General features: G+C 64.5%; 20 protein-coding genes. 2 read left to right on the plus strand and 18 right to left on the minus strand.

All coding sequences use genetic code 11. The features are described from left to right. Positions 1-39: 39 nt before the first annotated feature. From ABZS42_RS27960 to ABZS42_RS27975, 4 genes are all read right to left on the minus strand, one after another. The gene (locus ABZS42_RS27960) at positions 40-702 is read right to left on the minus strand and encodes a hypothetical protein (RefSeq protein ID WP_355150236.1); all 663 of its coding nucleotides are present in this window, start codon (positions 700-702) and stop codon (positions 40-42) included. Positions 703-764: 62 nt separating this feature from the next. Then, the gene (locus ABZS42_RS27965) at positions 765-1,556 is read right to left on the minus strand and encodes a hypothetical protein (protein ID WP_355150238.1); all 792 of its coding nucleotides are present in this window, start codon (positions 1,554-1,556) and stop codon (positions 765-767) included. A 9-nt stretch (positions 1,557-1,565) separates the two neighbouring features. After that, a complete protein-coding gene (locus ABZS42_RS27970) occupies positions 1,566-3,041 on the minus strand; it encodes a phage portal protein (protein WP_355150240.1) in 1,476 nt (491 codons plus the stop codon). Between the two features lie 45 nt (positions 3,042-3,086). Further along, complete coding sequence (locus tag ABZS42_RS27975; RefSeq protein WP_355150242.1) at positions 3,087-4,844, minus strand: hypothetical protein; 1,758 nt, start codon at positions 4,842-4,844, stop codon at positions 3,087-3,089. Between the two features lie 973 nt (positions 4,845-5,817). Here ABZS42_RS27975 and ABZS42_RS27980 point away from each other — a divergent pair. Next, on the plus strand, positions 5,818-6,075 hold the full coding sequence (locus ABZS42_RS27980; protein WP_355150274.1) for a hypothetical protein: 258 nt from the start codon (positions 5,818-5,820) through the stop codon (positions 6,073-6,075). Here the strand turns inward: ABZS42_RS27980 and ABZS42_RS27985 are convergent. The 5 genes from ABZS42_RS27985 to ABZS42_RS28005 form a co-directional block, all read right to left on the minus strand. After that, positions 6,035-6,367, minus strand: coding sequence for an HNH endonuclease (locus ABZS42_RS27985; protein WP_355150244.1), 333 nt, complete (start codon positions 6,365-6,367; stop codon positions 6,035-6,037). The two genes, ABZS42_RS27980 and ABZS42_RS27985, sit on opposite strands and share 41 nt — an antisense overlap. Before the next feature lie 247 nt (positions 6,368-6,614). Then, the gene (locus ABZS42_RS27990; RefSeq protein WP_355150246.1) at positions 6,615-6,857 is read right to left on the minus strand and encodes a hypothetical protein; all 243 of its coding nucleotides are present in this window, start codon (positions 6,855-6,857) and stop codon (positions 6,615-6,617) included. Continuing rightward, positions 6,850-7,194, minus strand: a complete 345-nt coding sequence (locus ABZS42_RS27995) for a hypothetical protein (protein ID WP_355150248.1) — start codon at positions 7,192-7,194, stop codon at positions 6,850-6,852. The genes ABZS42_RS27990 and ABZS42_RS27995 overlap by 8 nt, the downstream gene beginning before the upstream one ends. A 19-nt stretch (positions 7,195-7,213) precedes the next feature. Then, a complete protein-coding gene (locus ABZS42_RS28000) occupies positions 7,214-7,516 on the minus strand; it encodes a WhiB family transcriptional regulator (protein WP_355150250.1) in 303 nt (100 codons plus the stop codon). A gap of 465 nt (positions 7,517-7,981) precedes the next feature. Next, entirely contained in the window at positions 7,982-8,323 is a 342-nt protein-coding gene (locus tag ABZS42_RS28005) for a hypothetical protein (protein ID WP_355150252.1), read from the minus strand. Between the two features lie 54 nt (positions 8,324-8,377). Here ABZS42_RS28005 and ABZS42_RS28010 point away from each other — a divergent pair, with 54 nt between their 5' ends. Beyond that, a complete protein-coding gene (locus tag ABZS42_RS28010; protein ID WP_355150254.1) occupies positions 8,378-8,713 on the plus strand; it encodes a hypothetical protein in 336 nt (111 codons plus the stop codon). A gap of 1 nt (position 8,714) precedes the next feature. Here the strand turns inward: ABZS42_RS28010 and ABZS42_RS28015 are convergent, their stop codons facing one another. The 9 genes from ABZS42_RS28015 to ABZS42_RS28055 form a co-directional block, all read right to left on the minus strand. Continuing rightward, a complete protein-coding gene (locus tag ABZS42_RS28015; RefSeq protein WP_355150256.1) occupies positions 8,715-9,104 on the minus strand; it encodes a DUF6221 family protein in 390 nt (129 codons plus the stop codon). Continuing rightward, positions 9,101-9,805: a hypothetical protein gene (locus tag ABZS42_RS28020; protein ID WP_355150258.1), complete on the minus strand. Its 705-nt coding sequence runs from the start codon at positions 9,803-9,805 to the stop codon at positions 9,101-9,103. The genes ABZS42_RS28015 and ABZS42_RS28020 overlap by 4 nt, the downstream gene beginning before the upstream one ends. A gap of 47 nt (positions 9,806-9,852) precedes the next feature. Next, a complete protein-coding gene (locus tag ABZS42_RS28025) occupies positions 9,853-10,164 on the minus strand; it encodes a hypothetical protein (protein ID WP_355150260.1) in 312 nt (103 codons plus the stop codon). Positions 10,165-10,233: 69 nt separating this feature from the next. Further along, entirely contained in the window at positions 10,234-11,043 is an 810-nt protein-coding gene (locus tag ABZS42_RS28030; protein WP_355150262.1) for a hypothetical protein, read from the minus strand. 83 nt (positions 11,044-11,126) lie between these two features. Next, positions 11,127-11,573 (minus strand): hypothetical protein, encoded by a 447-nt coding sequence (locus ABZS42_RS28035; protein WP_355150264.1) that lies wholly within the window; start codon positions 11,571-11,573, stop codon positions 11,127-11,129. 27 nt (positions 11,574-11,600) lie between these two features. Further along, positions 11,601-12,950, minus strand: coding sequence for an AAA family ATPase (locus tag ABZS42_RS28040; RefSeq protein ID WP_355150266.1), 1,350 nt, complete (start codon positions 12,948-12,950; stop codon positions 11,601-11,603). Between the two features lie 32 nt (positions 12,951-12,982). After that, positions 12,983-13,234, minus strand: a complete 252-nt coding sequence (locus tag ABZS42_RS28045) for a hypothetical protein (RefSeq protein ID WP_355150268.1) — start codon at positions 13,232-13,234, stop codon at positions 12,983-12,985. 2 nt (positions 13,235-13,236) lie between these two features. Beyond that, entirely contained in the window at positions 13,237-14,265 is a 1,029-nt protein-coding gene (locus ABZS42_RS28050; RefSeq protein WP_355150270.1) for a helix-turn-helix domain-containing protein, read from the minus strand. Beyond that, complete coding sequence (locus ABZS42_RS28055) at positions 14,262-14,753, minus strand: hypothetical protein (protein WP_355150272.1); 492 nt, start codon at positions 14,751-14,753, stop codon at positions 14,262-14,264. The genes ABZS42_RS28050 and ABZS42_RS28055 overlap by 4 nt, the downstream gene beginning before the upstream one ends. Positions 14,754-14,863: the final 110 nt, after the last annotated feature.

A 14,863-nucleotide genomic window follows, 5' to 3' on the forward strand; every position in this document is an offset into this window, starting at 1 on the left:
TAGTCCTCTTGGGTTACGACGACAGGAAATACCTGTCGCTCAATGGTTTTGCTGCTGCGACAGCTTCAGCAGCTGGTCTGCTTTGATTGCTGCCGCGGCCTTCCAGTCGCCTCGCGACTGTGCCTGTTTGGCCCGCTGGTCATCTGACAGCGGTTCGCCTCCCGATTGCCCCTGCGCCCGATTGGGTTTCATCCCTGCCTGCTCCTGGACGCGCCCCAGATAGGGGTCTGTCTTCAACAGGTTGGTGAGATCGGACTTGATACGCGCGGTATCGATTTCGCCGTCATCATCGACGTAGCCGGTCAGGTCACCGAGCAGCCGCACCGCCACATCCGGATTCGCGAAGTCAGCCGCCAGGGCCTTCGCTTCGCCGCGGATCGCGCGGTCACGGAACTTCTCGGCGCGCTGGTCAGCGGCCGTGAGGCGTTCATTCGCCTTATCGAGTTCGGTCATCTGCGCGTCCTTGGCGGCCTGTGCAGCCGTAATGGCTGGTTCGGCTTCCTTGAGACGCTTCCGCAGATTCGCCGCCTCCCGGTTGGCCTTCGCGATCTTCTCGCGGGCCCACTCGGGCAACTCAGCATCAGAGGTGGTGTCAGTCGCGGTGGTGCCCTCCGGGGGCGTTTCGACGACGGTCTCTGTAACCTGTTCGGAGTCAGCAGGATTGACAGTTTCAGTGGTCTGTTCGGTGTTTTCGCCGGACATTCGGGGTGGCCTCCTGGGCCTAGTAGGGTCTTCCTCAACCCGCCTCCAGGGCGGGATGCTGTTTAGTGAATGCCTTGCTGCGTTCGCAGCTCAGACAAGATCGCGGACGTGGATGGGAACTTGCCCAGCCCGTCTCGCGCGTCCTGGTACAACTGGAACAGGGCGTCCGGGTCATACCCGTCCGGATAGGGACTGTCACGCCAGAACGGTGTTGGCGTGCAGTCGCAGTCATCGTGGTATTTGTGCAGGCCACCAGCAGTGGCCTCACTGGCGTATACCGCGCCGCGGCTGGCGGTCATGAGGCAGAACGCGCACGTATCGCCGCTGGGGACACGCGCCCAGCGGGCCCGTGCCGGATCCCGTGCGACCGACTGTGCGATGGTCTCGCGGCCAGCCTGAAGGATCAGCCGTTGGGACGCCCGTGAGAGCTTCCCGCCGATTTGCTCAGTCGTCGCGGGGACAGTTCGAGACGTCGTCTCGTGGGTAGAGTCCACCGTGTCGCCGGCATCCAGTCGCGCACGAATCTCGCTGTCACTCAAGGTGACTCGGTCAAACACGGTCTTCGGCGCCGTCGCCCACCGCAATACGCCGAGCGCTTGCTCTGGTGAGGCAGGGTCCGCCACGGTCGCCGTGTAGCCAGCTCTTACGCCAGCATCGGCACGCAACTCGTCGAACCAGTCAGCGGCGGTGGTTGCCGCGATCCGACCGAAGGTGGCGACGAACTCGACCCAGAAATCGGAGAGGGCCTTCGTGGTGGGTGAGGTCGCCAGGAACTCGGTCAACTGCTGGGTCGCGAGGTCGACGATCGCCTGATTCGATACGCGGAACTCTGAGACCTGTTCTGCTGTTGCCACATTCGCCGCCTACGCCGCAGCCGGAAGCTCCGCCGGCGGCGGGTTCTGTCCAGGCTGAGCCTCCGAGGGCTGCTGCTGGTTCTGAGCCGCTTGGCGGGCGCGTGCGTCGTTGACGAGGGCGAGGAGGTCGGCGCGGCCCTGGGCGCGCTGGCGGTCCGCGGCGATGCGCGCCCGCTCGGTCGCGGTATATCCCAGCTTGGTCAGGGTCACGTCGGAGTCTGCCGGAAGGATCTCGGCAGCAACCTGTTTGGTCACCGAATCGGTTGTTGCAGCCGGGGTCGGGATGCCGCGCGGAGCCCAATCGGTCTCCATCTTCCGCATGTCGTCGGATACTTCGGCACCGTTGGTGTCGACCCGCACTGCCAGGCGCATCACGCGTTCCCAGCAGTCGCCGAAGATGACCGACTTACGGTCTGCGGCTTTCTCCAACCGGAAGTCCGACAGCCGGATCGCGTCAGCGCTGGACGGGTTACCCTCGGAGTAGATGCCGAGATAGTGCGGCGGAAGGCCCGTCAGCCCTGCCATCATGTGGACGTCCAGATCCAGCAACTTCGTGAAGTTCGAGGGGTCGCCGGTCGCGAACGTGCCTACCTGCGGCAGGTTGCCGTTCTTGTCGGCCTCCAGCGCGAGGATCATGCCTTGCAGCACTTCCCACACGTTGGCGCCGGTGCCGTCGGCCTTCTGGAACGCCGATTCGACAGCGCCGAGAATGTAGCGCTGCGGGATCGCGTAGTACTCGCGGGCGATCTCCATCGCCACCGCAGTGCGGCAGGCGCGGTCGACCGTGTTTCGCCAGGCGTCGGTGATCTCGCTGCGCCCGTGGCGTGTGCCTGTGGACTGTCTGTTCAGGAACGGGACCACCGGAACTTCGCCGAAGCCGTGGTCATCGCGATCGATGACGGTCCAGCCCTTGGCGCCCTGGTCGACCATGTGAACGGTCGCGTTCAGGGTGTACAGCGTCGCCAGCTGCCTGCCGTAAGTTTCCGACGTCGGATCAGTATCCAAGTACGTCTGATAGGCGGCCTTAGTCTTCCGCTTCCGTGTGTCGGTTACCGCGATCATGTTCCGCGGCGATTCCGCGGTGATCAAGGGATACCCGTCGTCGCCGGGACCGACGATGACGTAAGCCGAACCGTAGATCAGCGAATCCAGGTGCACCAGCGGCGCATCGGCATCCAGGTTGTTGGCCTGCCAGATATCCCACAGCGACTCATCGACAGCCGGGGAGTTCGGCAAGCGAAAGCCGTTGACGGTCAGACGTTCGTCGATAGCGTTGACGCCCGACTGACACCAACCGAAGATCGCGCGCAACTTGCGCAACTCCGGAGGCGTCGAGATGCCGAGATTGGTTACCGGCTGCATCCCGTCGTAGTAGTGACGGGACAAGTCGAGTTCGCCTTGCCGTTCGAACAGCCGAGAACCGAGCCGTTGCGCAATCAGCGTTTCATCCGGCTTCAGGTCCGTAGCCGCTTCGGGGATGCCCATCGGCAGATCCGTGAGTACTGGATCAACGATTGCCACATCGCCCCCTCATCGTTGTAGAACGATCACGCGGCCCTGACCGGGTGCGCGACCTGTAGGTTTAGTGGTCTTGTTGAGGTACAGGCGGCGACCCATCCGGGCGCCGACCATGCAGACGGCGAGGTCGATCTTCTTGCTGGAATCTCGGGACTCTTTCCCGAGACTCACGCCCCACCGATTCGGCCGGCGCTTCGCCGCATGGGCGTGCAGCCTCAAACCGGCGTGGCCGTCGTGGATCAACGTCTTGTCCTCGTCGATCGACTTGGCCGTCAGCTCCGCCTCTTCGGTGAACAGCCGGTTGCGGTCGACGCCGCCTCGCTGCGACAGACGCATGTCGAACTTCACCGAATGCCCCTGCGCGCCAGGCGTAGCCCACAAAGGCAACTGCTGCGCGAAGTCGCGGTGCCAGCCATCGATGACATCGAGCCAATACAATGCTTCGGTTTCGTCGTCGCGGGCCGGAGACGGGTCGACACCGAACCAGACAACGTCGTAGCGGTCGAACGCCGCACGCACGCAGGCATCGACCTTCTCGCGCGGAGCGAGCCAGTCTTTGCCGCGGTTGCCGTGCTCGCGCTGCCACATGCCGAGCGTGAACACGAATCCATCCGAGATCCGCACGGCCACAAGGCCAGTAGCATCCTCGGACTTCGAGCAGTCGAGAAACATCGCGATCTGCTCGCCATCGGCAACGACCGTGTCCGGACGCGCCAAGTCATCGAACGTTCGCGGATCGATCCACGCATCCTCAGCCGCCGCCAGACCGTTCAGGTAGAACCGGATCGTGTCCGCCGGCGTGGTGCGGGTGTCGTTCATGATCTCGTCGAACAGCCGCTCCAGCGGCGCCCACGGCGCGTCTGCGTATGCCTGCCTAAGGCCCAGCATCAGAGAATCCGCGTCGTAGATCTTCGTCGCCGGGTCGGCTTCGATCGAGTCGTACAGGATGTCCTTTTTTGGGGTGCGGCCAGCAACCTGCGCCTGCCACGCCTCGAACGATCGCTCCGCAACAGAGTCCAAGCCCTGCTGGTGAGCGTTCGTCATCTCGCACAGCCGCGCCTGAATCGCACTGGGCGACTTGGCCACGTTGCGTCGAGCCACCGCGGCGACGTGGTGGCCGCCCGACGATTCGGTCATGTGATGCGACTCGTTCAACAAGATGAACGTCGCCGGATCGCCTTCGCTGGACTTCTCGCTAGCCGTCAGGACCTCAAGGCGCCCACCGTCTTTCAGCAGAGTCCGCGTCTCACCGCAGTCGAGGCCGTAGTAGTCGCGAGCCTCCGCACACCACATCGCATTCGCGACGCGCAAAACGTCTTTCGACTGCGCCTCGCTGTTCGATGCGATCTGCACCAACGGCAGCATGTGCCGTCCGCCGACGAACGTTCCGGGCTCGTCGCCCTGGAACAACCGCGACGGGCCGACCAACTCAAGGTTGCACAGCGCACCGCCGAACGGATCCTTGCCGGTGCCCTTCGCGCCACGCTTCACCGCCGAGCGATACCGCCACCGGCCGTTCTCGTCGTACGCGTAGTACAAGATCAGAAAACGCTTCTGACCAGGTGTGAACACCCACGGCTCACCGGTCTGGTAATCGGTCAAGCCAGGCTCGTCGGTGCGCCATTCGGCCCAATCGATCAACGCCGGACCGATCGACGAACGAGTCAGAGCGGACTTTTCTTCGCGGGTCTCTGGCCACGGGATCGACACCCACGCGCCCAGATCACCGAGCCGGTACCCCGGCAGCAGTTCAGAGGTCGGCGAAGTCATCAGCACTCCGCCTCTTCGGTCGCGACGTGTCCTTCGGCGTCTCGCCGACCTCCCACTGAAGGCGGCGCATCGCCATCGGCGACAAGCCGAGCCGGTCTTCGAGCTGGCGAACCTCACCAAGCAGACCAGCCGTAGCCGTCTCCGGATCCTCGCAACGGATTAGGACCTGGACGTACCGCGCGACTACGCGGTTGTGTCCCAGCGCTTCCCACGCCACTGCCTGCGGCGAGGCCCACAGGTCCTCCCACACCGCCTGGTATCGATCATCAGCCGACGACAGAGGCCATTCAGGTGCGGGCCCGCTGCGGCCTTCCGCGGGCAGGACTTTCCAGTCCGGGCGTGCATTCCGGCGCCGCGCGTTTGGTTTTGGAGCAGGACCAGGCAACAGCGGTCACCTCCTGCGCCGCTAGAACAGCGACAACGTCAAAGCGGCGACCCCTCAACGAATCAACGGCGGGTCGCCCAATTGGATATGTAAATGCGGCTCTCACCAGCCCGAAAACCCTCAAACCCGTACAGGCAGTCAGGCCCTATGCCCAACGGGGGCGCGCGCGATGCGAGAGGGGTCATCCCCCCTGGGGGTATGCGGCGCCCTGGCTGCCCGCTGGGGGCGCGTGCCGTGTCGGGGGTGGACTTTTGGGATCGGCGTGGCCGGTCAGCCGTCGGTGGGCCGGTCAGCTTTTATCGTGACATTCCGCAGGTCAGACGGTATTATTGACGTATGGAATGCATCGTGTGCGGCGGGCCGATCAGGTGGTCTGGTCGTGGTCGCCGGCCTGAGGTGTGCGGGCAGCGGTGCCGGAAGCGGAAGTCTCGGGGCGCGGTGAGTGTGCCTGAGTCGTTGACTTCGTTGCCTCGCTGGGCTGCCCGTGATGGGAAGCGACCGGTGCGGGTGTCTGGTCGTCCTGCTTCGTCGACTGATGCGTCGACGTGGACGTCGTATGAGGCGGTTGCTGATCGCCCGCATGGTGTGATGCTGGGCGATGGGCTGGCCTGTTGGGATCTCGATGGCGTGCTCGACGATGAGGGTCGTCTGCATCCTGAGGCAGCGGCTGTGCTGGATCAGGTGGGTAAGCGCGCGTTGTGGGTTGAGCGGTCCCTGTCTGGCCGTGGCCTGCATGTGTTCGTGCGTGGCGATGCGGAGCCTGCGCGTGTAGGCGAGCGGGTGTCGTACTACAGCTGGGGCAGGTTCATCGCTGTGACTGGCGACCGGTATCCGTGGTCGGCCTGAGTGCCGGGTGGGTGAGGGTTGGCCTGAGGCGTGATCGTTTGGCGCGGCCTTCTGCGGATTCGCGTTGGATCTTGGCCTTGTGGCATGGGACGCACAGGGTCTGGCCGTTGTCGGGGTCGGTGGCGCCGCCGTTGGCGACGTTGTCGATGTGGTCGGCTTGGACTGTGCGTCCGGTTGGGTCGTGGTGTCCGCATCGTTGGCAGGTGTAGTCGTCACGTTCGAGCACTGCGCGTCTGAAGGCGCGGTGCTCCGGTGTGCTTGTCCTGCTGGGGCCCTTGCTGTTCCATGCCATCTGCGGTCTCTAGGATTCGGTGCGGGGCACGGGGATTGAGCCGGGTCTGATGGCTTCGAGTGGCACGTTGGTTGTGGTGCCGGCGTTGTGGCCGCATGGTTCGATGCGGTTGCCTGATCGGCATCCGCAGTTCTTTGCGTCGTGCCAGGCTTCGGCGGGCTGCCCGCATTCCTGACACAGCAGGTTCGGGTTGGGGAATGGTGCCGTGATGTGCTGGCGCGCTGCGCGTCTGGCCATGGATCCTCGTTCAGAACACGATCAGGTCGGGCAGGTCGCTCGCTGGGGTGCGGCGGCGCCCGAAGATGCGGAGTCGGTCGAAGATGCTGCGCCGCTGCGGCTCAGGCGTTTGGACGTGTTCGTTGCGCCAGGCCGGGCAGCGCTCGCAGTCGAAGGTCCGGAAGGTCTGCGTGGGCAGGCCGTCGGCGATTCTGGTGATGGTGCGTCCTTCGTGCCATTCGTGCTGGCCGTCTGGGCAGTGGGGGTCAGTCATCTTCGCCCTCCAGGGCTTCGGAGAATGGGCCTGCCTGCGCGATGATCCGGCGGCGCTGCGCGCGTTCGGTAGCCTCGGCGCGGCTGTGGATGTTCTGTGAGAAGCCGTATGTGGCGGTATCCAGCGAGACGCCGGGCCCCGAGTTCGCTCCGGGGAGGTCAACCGCGGTGTCGAAGGCGAGGATCCCCCGCGCGCCGGTTGTCTCCCTGAGGGAGGCTGTCTGGGCGCCGATGACGTCGCATTCGTCGCGGGTGGCGTTGTCGAATACGAGGCAGAAGGGGGTTTGCACTGCGGGGCCGAGTTTTTCGGTGGGCAGTTCGAGGATGCGCAGGCGCATGGTTTGGCTCTCCTGAGGGTTAGGCGGCGACGAGGCGGGGTTTGGTGTCGCGGTCGATGATCGAGCGTCCGGCCCAGACGCCTGCGATGCGGCGGCCTTCGACGCGTTCGAGTTCTGCGTGGTGTTGCCGGCATTGTTCGCGGAGTGGGCAGGTGCCGCAGAGTTGTTGGGCGTATGCGATGCGCGCGTGGCGTGCTCGGGCGCGTTCGCCGTCGATGGTGGCGTCCCATCGGCTGCCGTGGTGTTCGCGGGCCCATGCTTCGTGTTCGGGGCGTCGGCAGGTGGCTTTGGCCCATCGGTCGCGGATTTGCCTTGCGATCATCGCGTTCTCTCCATGTTGGCTCTTTGGGGTGCGCGGAGAATGTTTCGGCGGCTTTTGATCTCGGAGAGCCGCGAGAACTCCGGGTCCTGATCTACGGGTCCACCGCTTGATCGGACGTTCGGGACGGCTAGAGCCACGGTCGTCCCGAAACTTTTTTTGTGAATTGGATCACATAGGCCGATTTAGGCCCGAAAACAGCGGAAAACGCGAGCAGACCGCGCCCGATGGGCCACTCCAAACCCTCGGGAATTTTCAATGGCTCGCGGTCTGCTCGCGTTTGGAGGGGACGCCCCGCAAGGAACCGAAAAAGCGTCAACCCTCGGTATAAACCCCGGTCTAGCTGGGGTTATAGATTTAGGTCGCGTCCAGCCGTTGTGGCTGGGATCACGGGTCAGCGGCTTCAGCGCAGGGCTCAGCCACAAGGCTCGGTATTATTATACCAGGAACGCAAGTCGGCCTTCCCCGTCAGGCGGCTTTCCGGTGCCGAGACTCGGCCTCCAGCACGTCCGCGACGCTCACTTTCGGCCGTCCTCGCTCCCCCTGGTTCTCGATCACGCCTTTGTTGATCCACGCTCGGATGGTGCCGGCGGGTATGCCGATCGTGCGTTCGATGTCGGCGGGGCTGAGGATGGCGCCCATGAGTGCTGCGGCGGCTTCGGCGGGCAGCTCGACGGGTGCTGCCCAGTGTTGGCCGCGCTTGCGGGCGACTTCGTCGATCTCGGCGCATCGCTGAGGGGCGATGGCTTGCAGCGTGTTTCGGTAGAGCCGCGCGATGTCGCGGGCGTCATCGAGTGCGCTTCGGCGCATATGGTTGTCCTTGCTGGTAGTTAACGTTCGCTGTGGCGCTGTCGATTACCGTGCGTGAAATCGTTCGTGCAGCGCGTAATTGCCTTCGCGAAGCGGCATCCGAAGGGGTGCGCTTGGGGCGGTTTGGTGTTTGGCGTGTTGGCGCTTGTCGGCGGGGTCATGAACGTGGTGAGCCCCGACCCGACTCAGCCGCATCAGAATCCGGTCGGGGGCTTCATCGTTGCGGTCGCGATCATCGTGGGTTGCTCGTTCCTGCTGCTGCGCTGGCGGCGACAGGAGTGGGCGGCTCAGCAAGCCGAGATAGCGGCTCGCGCGGACGCCCAACACCAGGCTTATCTTCGGGGCGACGATTTCGGGGTGTTCGGCACCCGCGATACGCCGCCCGTGTAGCTCAGACACCCCACTGCGGGTCGTAGTCCGGATGGTCGGACCAGATAGCGGCGAACGGTTTCATCACCTGATCGCGCAGAATGAGCCACTCCTCGACCGATTCTCGGCGATCCGACTCGCTTGCAGCTCGGAATGCCGCTACTGCTGCACGGACTGCGGCGCACTGCCGTAGCACTTGCGCCGGGTCGTGGCGTTCGATGTGCTCGGTTCGGGCGTCAGTGTGGCCGGGCGGGTCTGGTTGGGGATCCCACAAGATGATGCCCTCGAACGCTACTTCCGTGACGCTCCAATCGCCGCCTGACGGGGGCAGTCCGGTGGTCATGGCTGCCGCTGCCTTCGCGATCTGCTCGTCCTCGGCAATCCGGGCGTCGAGGAATTCGTTGAGGGTCATGCGGTGGTCCCCAGAGGGTTGAAGCGGTCGAATTCGTCTGAGGCCCAGCTGTGGTCGCAGTGGGCGCATGCCACGCGGCCCTCCTCCGGGTCGGATGTCAGCGTTCGGCGTCCGCACATGTGGCAGGGGTCGCGAAGCCATGTGACGACGCCTCCCACACCGAGAAGTCGGTTCGCGGCCCGGTGGAGGCGTTCGAGCCGGATTAGGGCGTCGGCGCCTGTGAGGGTGATGGTGGCCCATCCGACGCTGCCATCGTCGCGGATGGTGGGTAGGCCAACCCCTTGCGCCGGCAGGTCTGCCAACGTTCCCAGGTATCGAGTGAGGGCCGCGACGTTGCGACTGACACGCTCTTGAGCGTTGCGAGGCATGGATTGTGGTCTGGTGCGGGTGACGCGCCATGCCCATCGTCCGGTTTCCTCGTCGATGCGCCTGGCCAGGTCGAGTGCATCGACGCGCACGGGTGCGCGGTGTCGGTCTGGGGTGCGGCTGACGCGGGGTGCCGGATTGCCGGTGCTGAAGGGTTGGCTGGCTGTGTCGTTCAACGCTTCCCAGTCGTCCGCGAGGTGGACGATGGCGTTGAATGCCGCGGTTTCGCATGCTTTGCAGAGGCCGCCGTTTTCGGTGAGGGCGCCGAGTCGTTCGCCGTCGGTCGTCCGGATGGCTTGGCGGCAGCGGTGGCCATTGCGGCAGGTGTGGGTCATAGGTGACTCCGGGGCTCAATGGGTGATGAGTATTGGGAAGTGGGTTGTCAGGGCTTCCCAGTGGTGGAATCTGGTGTCTGATCTGCGGTGATCCAGCCGCGGGCGAGGAACACTTTTTTGACGGTGGAGGCGATTCCGTTCATGTATCGGGCCCAGCGATCGAACCGCTGGTGATAGTCGTCATGGATTTCCACGGCGACGACGTAGCTCCCACAGCGGGTGCACACATGGCCGCCGGCGGTGAGCGGGACGATGATCGGCGGGACTGCGGGCTTCGGTTCCGGGGTGGGGGGTTCCGATTTGGCTTTGGGTCGCTTGGTCCAAATAATGCGCCCGAGCGGTTCGGTCTGCTGTGGCATGGGTTGGCTCCAGGGTGTTTACCTCCGAGGGGTACGCACGGTGCGCGTACCCCTCGGGGCAGTAGATGGTTAGGCGGCGGATTGGGTGACGGCGAGTCCAGCGGTGATGCCGCGGAGGATCGACGTCGCTTCGTCGGCGGGCACCGGTTCGCCGGTCGTCCACGTGCCATGGGTGATGCGGTACCGAAGGGGTTCGGGTTCCCAAACCGAAAAGTCGGTACGATAACGGCCGTTGATCATTTCGGCCGCGTGACGGAGCTGCCACAGAGCCGGCCAAGTGTCGTCGACCGAGGGCGGCGGTTCGTGCCGGGCGGCAGCGACCATCGCGTCCATCCGGACTGTGGCCCAATCGGGTTCGGGCACCCATTCCACCTCGTCGGCGTCTCCGTCCATCCCCCAACCAAGGAATTCGCGCATGTCCTCGATCGGCATGGGCTCGTCGCCGATGGGCTTGTATGTCCGGTTCATGCCGCCCTCAGGCGCGTTGCGCTTCTGCCAGGACTGCTCCAGGCCGAACGCTGCGCCTTCGAGGACGTGGGTGGCTCGGTCGAGGCTCAGGCCGTACAGGCCGCTCCACGGGCTGTCGATGCGGTAGGGGGCGCCTGCGTTGCCGCCTTCGATCTCGCTAATCTTCAGCGCCGTCCCGTGGGAACCGTTGATGTGCGCGAGTCGGTAGCGCAGCTGCCACAGGGGCGGCCAGCCATCTTCGTGGCCGATGGAGCTGAATCCGCGGGTGGCGATCTCCTCTGTCATCGCCCGCCAGTCCGGCTCGGTCATGTTCTGGTCCGCTGCGTCGGTCGCTCCGCTGCGGGAGGGCTGGCGGTAGTCGGCGAGTGCTGCATCGGCGACGGCTTGCCAGTTCGGTTGGGGCTGGTTCATTTTCGGCTCCTTTGTTCTTTGTTCTGCTGGGGTTCTGGAGGGGTCGGCCGCACCGACCCCCTCGGGTAGTTGGCCAGAGGCCCCTAATAGGCCGTGGGTCGTCCGCGGTTGGTGAGAATCGCGTTGACGAGCGTTTCCCGGTTCCCGTCCACCCAGCGCGTCAGTTCGGCGACGGCGGTTTCCCGATCGGGGGCGTCGAGAACGGCTTCGGGTTGGCGGATGCCGGAGACGTCATGTATCGCGGTGGCGTATGGGTGCTGCGTCCACTCGTCGAGGAAGTAGTTCGCTCGTTCTGCGGACGACCAGATGGGCTGTTCGCGGCAGTAGGTGACGACATCGCCAGGCAGCAGACGTTTCGCCCGTGGCTTCTTGTAGTGCACGCGCACGGCCTTCAGGGCGTCGGACACGAACACGGGCTCGTCGGCAAAGACGCGGTCCCAGGCCGTGATCGTGTCGTCGTTGTAGGTGACGCGGGGGTCGAGCAATGCGGCTTCGGTGAGCACGATTTCGGCGATACTCGGGTTGAGCAATTCGGTTCCTCGATGTTGGTGGATAGGTCAGAGGGGCATTTCGCCGGTCTCGCGGAAGTGGCGTTCTTCGGCGAAGTAGTCGGCGTCGCGGGGCGTCCAGGGCAACTTGGCTGAGCGCTGCAACGCTTTGGGCCACAGCCGCTTTTCGCGTTCGCCGCGCCAGCGGACGACATCGACGTACTCCGCGGGGCCCTTGTTGGGGTCGTCGGTCGCGCGGAGCAGGCCGAGTCCGAATTCGGGCCAGCGGAGCCACAGGCTTGTGCCGATGGGGGCCATGTTGCGGCGGCCATCCGTGGTGGTGGCCTTCGCCGAGTGCGCTTCGGTCAGCAGGGCGAATCGGTAGCGGGCACGCAACCGGTCGATAGCGACCGTGACCTTGCGCGCCGCCTCCTCGTTCGATGACTCGTGAGCGTGCATCCGGTAGATCGGCCCCATGATCAGTACGCCGGGGTTGAAGCGGCTGAGCTTCGATTCGATCCAGTTCAGGTCCGCGTCAGCGCTCTTGCCGGCGAGGTCGACACCTTCGGGCCGGTTGACGAAGAGCACGTGATCGGTGTTGTCGAGGTCGACGGGTGGCAGGCCGCGATTGGCGCGGCACTCGTTGACCATCGGCAGGATCATGCGGCAACGGCTCTGAAGCTGGAGTTCTGAGTTTTCGAAGTCGAGCACCAGCACCCGCGGCGGGGCGTCGAGTCCGCACTCAGTGAGCGGCAGGCCGGTGAACGGATGGATGCCGCCGCACAGCGCTGCGGCGATCTGCGTCATCAGGGTCGACTTGCCGCCACCTTCGGCAGCTGTGAGGATGACGCGGTCCATGTGGGCCAGGAGGCCGGGAACGATCCACTGTCGGTGCGATTCGAGCGCGAGGACTTCACCGAGGGTGAGACCGATCTTGTCGATGGTGTCGATGTTCGCGGCTTCGAGGTCGTCGAGCCGAGCGCGGAGCGCGGCGATGTGGCTGGACGCGTCGTCGATCGCGGTGCCGTTGGCGAACGATGAATTGATCCGTTGCATGATGTATTCCGCTTCGCCTTCGAGGCGGCGGGCGGCGCCCAGGCCGCGGATCCGTTCGGCGTGGAATGAGGCTGATCCGGGCATGCCGGCTCGTTCGAACAGGCCGAGTAGGTAGATCGGGGAGATGCGGTGGGGCACAAGCCCTTGTTTGCGTGCGTATCCTTCGACGGTGCCAGGCTCGATGGCGATGTCTTCCGCGAGCATTTCGCGCATGAGGGTGGCGATGGTGGCATTGGGGTGGGGGTGCCAGTCGTCTGAGCGGACGGAGAGGAAGCTGTCTCGGACGGCTTCGGCGTTGTGCATCATCGCGCCGAGTAGCGAGATTTCGGCGGTGCCGTCGTATTTGCGGTCTTCACTGATCATGTTGGGCTCCAGAGTGTTTCAGCGGGTATCGGTTAGTCGGCTTGCCACCATGGCGGACGCGTGGCCCGGCGGTTTTGGATGATCTGCGTGACGTTTCCGGCGCGGATCCACTTGTCGGTTTCCGCGTAGTGGGCGACGGTCGCGGTCATGGCCTCGTCGTACGTCCAGCCCGCAAAATTGGCGGCGGTGAGCCAGGCAACGATCATGGCGTCGCCCACTTCCCGGCTGTCGTGACTGCTGGCGTAGGTGAGGATTTCGACGATTTCGTCTCGGGTCATTGCCATGGTCAGGCGACTCCTGGTTCGGGGCGAGGGTTTTCGATGGCTGTGCGGTCAGCTGGTGGGTGGACAGCGGCGGCTTGTGTGTGGTCCATACCTGAGGGCATGAACTGTCCGAGGACGCTGTTCATGCGGCGCCCAGAGGTCGCGGGATCGCTGGAGCGAGCTGCGTTACGGGCAACTTTCTGGTCGCCCTGAGTTCCGGCGCGCTGCGGAACTTCGTACTCGTCGTCCCACTTCTCCTTCTTCAGCCAGGTAGCGGGGTAGTAGGTACGGTGCGGGTCGCGGGTCGGGTCGTCGCGGTAGGCCGACATGCCAGCGATGAGCGCTTGGGGTGTCGTCTGCGTCAGTGCGATCTCGAACTGTTCCCGTGCGTCAGCCTTGTTCCTCTTCACAGGGCAGACGCCCCACCAGATCTCGAACCAATCGGGGTTCGTCACTGCTTCTGGTGCGAGAGAAGGGAGCGGGAGCAAGAACGAGGTCTGATGCCCGACGTTCTCGCGCGCCAGCGAAGAGGACGGTTCAACGGGCGGTTTCCCGGACGGTTCAAGGACGGTTAGGGTGCAGGATTCCGCACCCCTAATGACGGGATTCTGCACCCCTATTTGGAAGGATTCTGCACCTCTAATGGAAGGATCCTGCACCCCTAATTCATTTGGCGGGGAAGGATTCTGCACCTCTATTGCCTCACCTTTGGGCTTCCGCCCCCGCTTCTGTCGCTCGGGCTTCTTGTCGGTCCGAACCCAGTGCAGCGGGAGGTCATAGACCACCGGTCGGTACTCGTAGGGGATGTCCTCCGCGGGCGATTGGTCCGGCGACACCACCAGGAGACCGATCTTGATGAGCGTCCGAACATGTTCCTTGACAGTCCGCTCGGAGCAGTCGAGATACCAGGCAACGGTCGACAGCGACGGATAGGCTGCGCGGCCCTGCTCGTCCGCGTGATCAGCGAATGCCTCCAGGACCTGGCGCACAGGGAGCGACACGAGCCCCTTCGGGAGCTTCTTCGTCGCCCATTCGTATGCCTGGACGCTCACGCAACCTCCCGCTGTTCGGCGGGCCGCGGCTCAATGCCGGCGACGATCGCGTTGACCGTGTCGGCGTGCTCCGTGAGCTGGTCGATCGTCAAGTGCTCGACAACCAAACTCATAGCCGCAGCGGTGTTCTCGCGCCCGTAGCCCGTCGCTGCGGGCTGCGATGCCATAGCGTCGAGCAGCGCCGCCGCGTACTCGCTCAGATCGACCACAGGGCAGTCGGACTGCTGCGACTCGTCGTCGGCGGGCACCTGCACGTATTTCGCGAATCGGCCCTCAATGACCTTCGCGCCAGCGATTTCCTCGCCCTGCTGACAGCGAACGAGTGCGCGTTTCTGCGCGTGCTCGGTGGCGGTTTTCGGGCCGTGATTGGGGCGCTTGAATGCCGAGCGCTGAATATGCGGACGTCTGTCGTCGAATGGCAGAACAACGGCGCCGGAATGCTCGCTCGGAATTGCCGAATCGGGCTCAATATGGCGTGCGTCATACATTGTTGAAACCGCCTCCTCGGCGGTGTTAAGATATGCGCGTACCGGGATCCGGTTGAATTACCCGGTTTGCACGCGGTGGTGCGCGTGCGATGCATATCGCCGGTTTGGTC

The organism is Micromonospora sp. NPDC005367 (assembly GCF_040606825.1).
GTDB lineage: Bacteria > Actinomycetota > Actinomycetes > Mycobacteriales > Micromonosporaceae > Micromonospora.

Excerpts from the sequence above, each read along its gene's own strand:
- ABZS42_RS28045 (WP_355150268.1), bottom strand. The coding sequence starts at position 13,234 with ATGGCAATGACCCGAGACGAAATCGTCGAAATCCTCACCTACGCCAGC.
- ABZS42_RS28040 (WP_355150266.1), bottom strand. The coding sequence starts at position 12,950 with ATGATCAGTGAAGACCGCAAATACGACGGCACCGCCGAAATCTCGCTA.
- ABZS42_RS27985 (WP_355150244.1), bottom strand. The coding sequence starts at position 6,367 with ATGGCATGGAACAGCAAGGGCCCCAGCAGGACAAGCACACCGGAGCAC.
- ABZS42_RS27970 (WP_355150240.1), bottom strand. The coding sequence starts at position 3,041 with ATGGGCATCCCCGAAGCGGCTACGGACCTGAAGCCGGATGAAACGCTG.
- ABZS42_RS27995 (WP_355150248.1), bottom strand. The coding sequence starts at position 7,194 with ATGCGCCTGCGCATCCTCGAACTGCCCACCGAAAAACTCGGCCCCGCA.
- ABZS42_RS27960 (WP_355150236.1), bottom strand. The coding sequence starts at position 702 with ATGTCCGGCGAAAACACCGAACAGACCACTGAAACTGTCAATCCTGCT.
- ABZS42_RS27980 (WP_355150274.1), top strand. The coding sequence starts at position 5,818 with ATGCTGGGCGATGGGCTGGCCTGTTGGGATCTCGATGGCGTGCTCGAC.
- ABZS42_RS28055 (WP_355150272.1), bottom strand. The coding sequence starts at position 14,753 with ATGTATGACGCACGCCATATTGAGCCCGATTCGGCAATTCCGAGCGAG.
- ABZS42_RS28005 (WP_355150252.1), bottom strand. The coding sequence starts at position 8,323 with ATGCGCCGAAGCGCACTCGATGACGCCCGCGACATCGCGCGGCTCTAC.
- ABZS42_RS28025 (WP_355150260.1), bottom strand. The coding sequence starts at position 10,164 with ATGCCACAGCAGACCGAACCGCTCGGGCGCATTATTTGGACCAAGCGA.
- ABZS42_RS28000 (WP_355150250.1), bottom strand. The coding sequence starts at position 7,516 with ATGATCGCAAGGCAAATCCGCGACCGATGGGCCAAAGCCACCTGCCGA.
- ABZS42_RS27990 (WP_355150246.1), bottom strand. The coding sequence starts at position 6,857 with ATGACTGACCCCCACTGCCCAGACGGCCAGCACGAATGGCACGAAGGA.
- ABZS42_RS27975 (WP_355150242.1), bottom strand. The coding sequence starts at position 4,844 with ATGACTTCGCCGACCTCTGAACTGCTGCCGGGGTACCGGCTCGGTGAT.
- ABZS42_RS28020 (WP_355150258.1), bottom strand. The coding sequence starts at position 9,805 with ATGACCCACACCTGCCGCAATGGCCACCGCTGCCGCCAAGCCATCCGG.
- ABZS42_RS28030 (WP_355150262.1), bottom strand. The coding sequence starts at position 11,043 with ATGAACCAGCCCCAACCGAACTGGCAAGCCGTCGCCGATGCAGCACTC.
- ABZS42_RS28015 (WP_355150256.1), bottom strand. The coding sequence starts at position 9,104 with ATGACCCTCAACGAATTCCTCGACGCCCGGATTGCCGAGGACGAGCAG.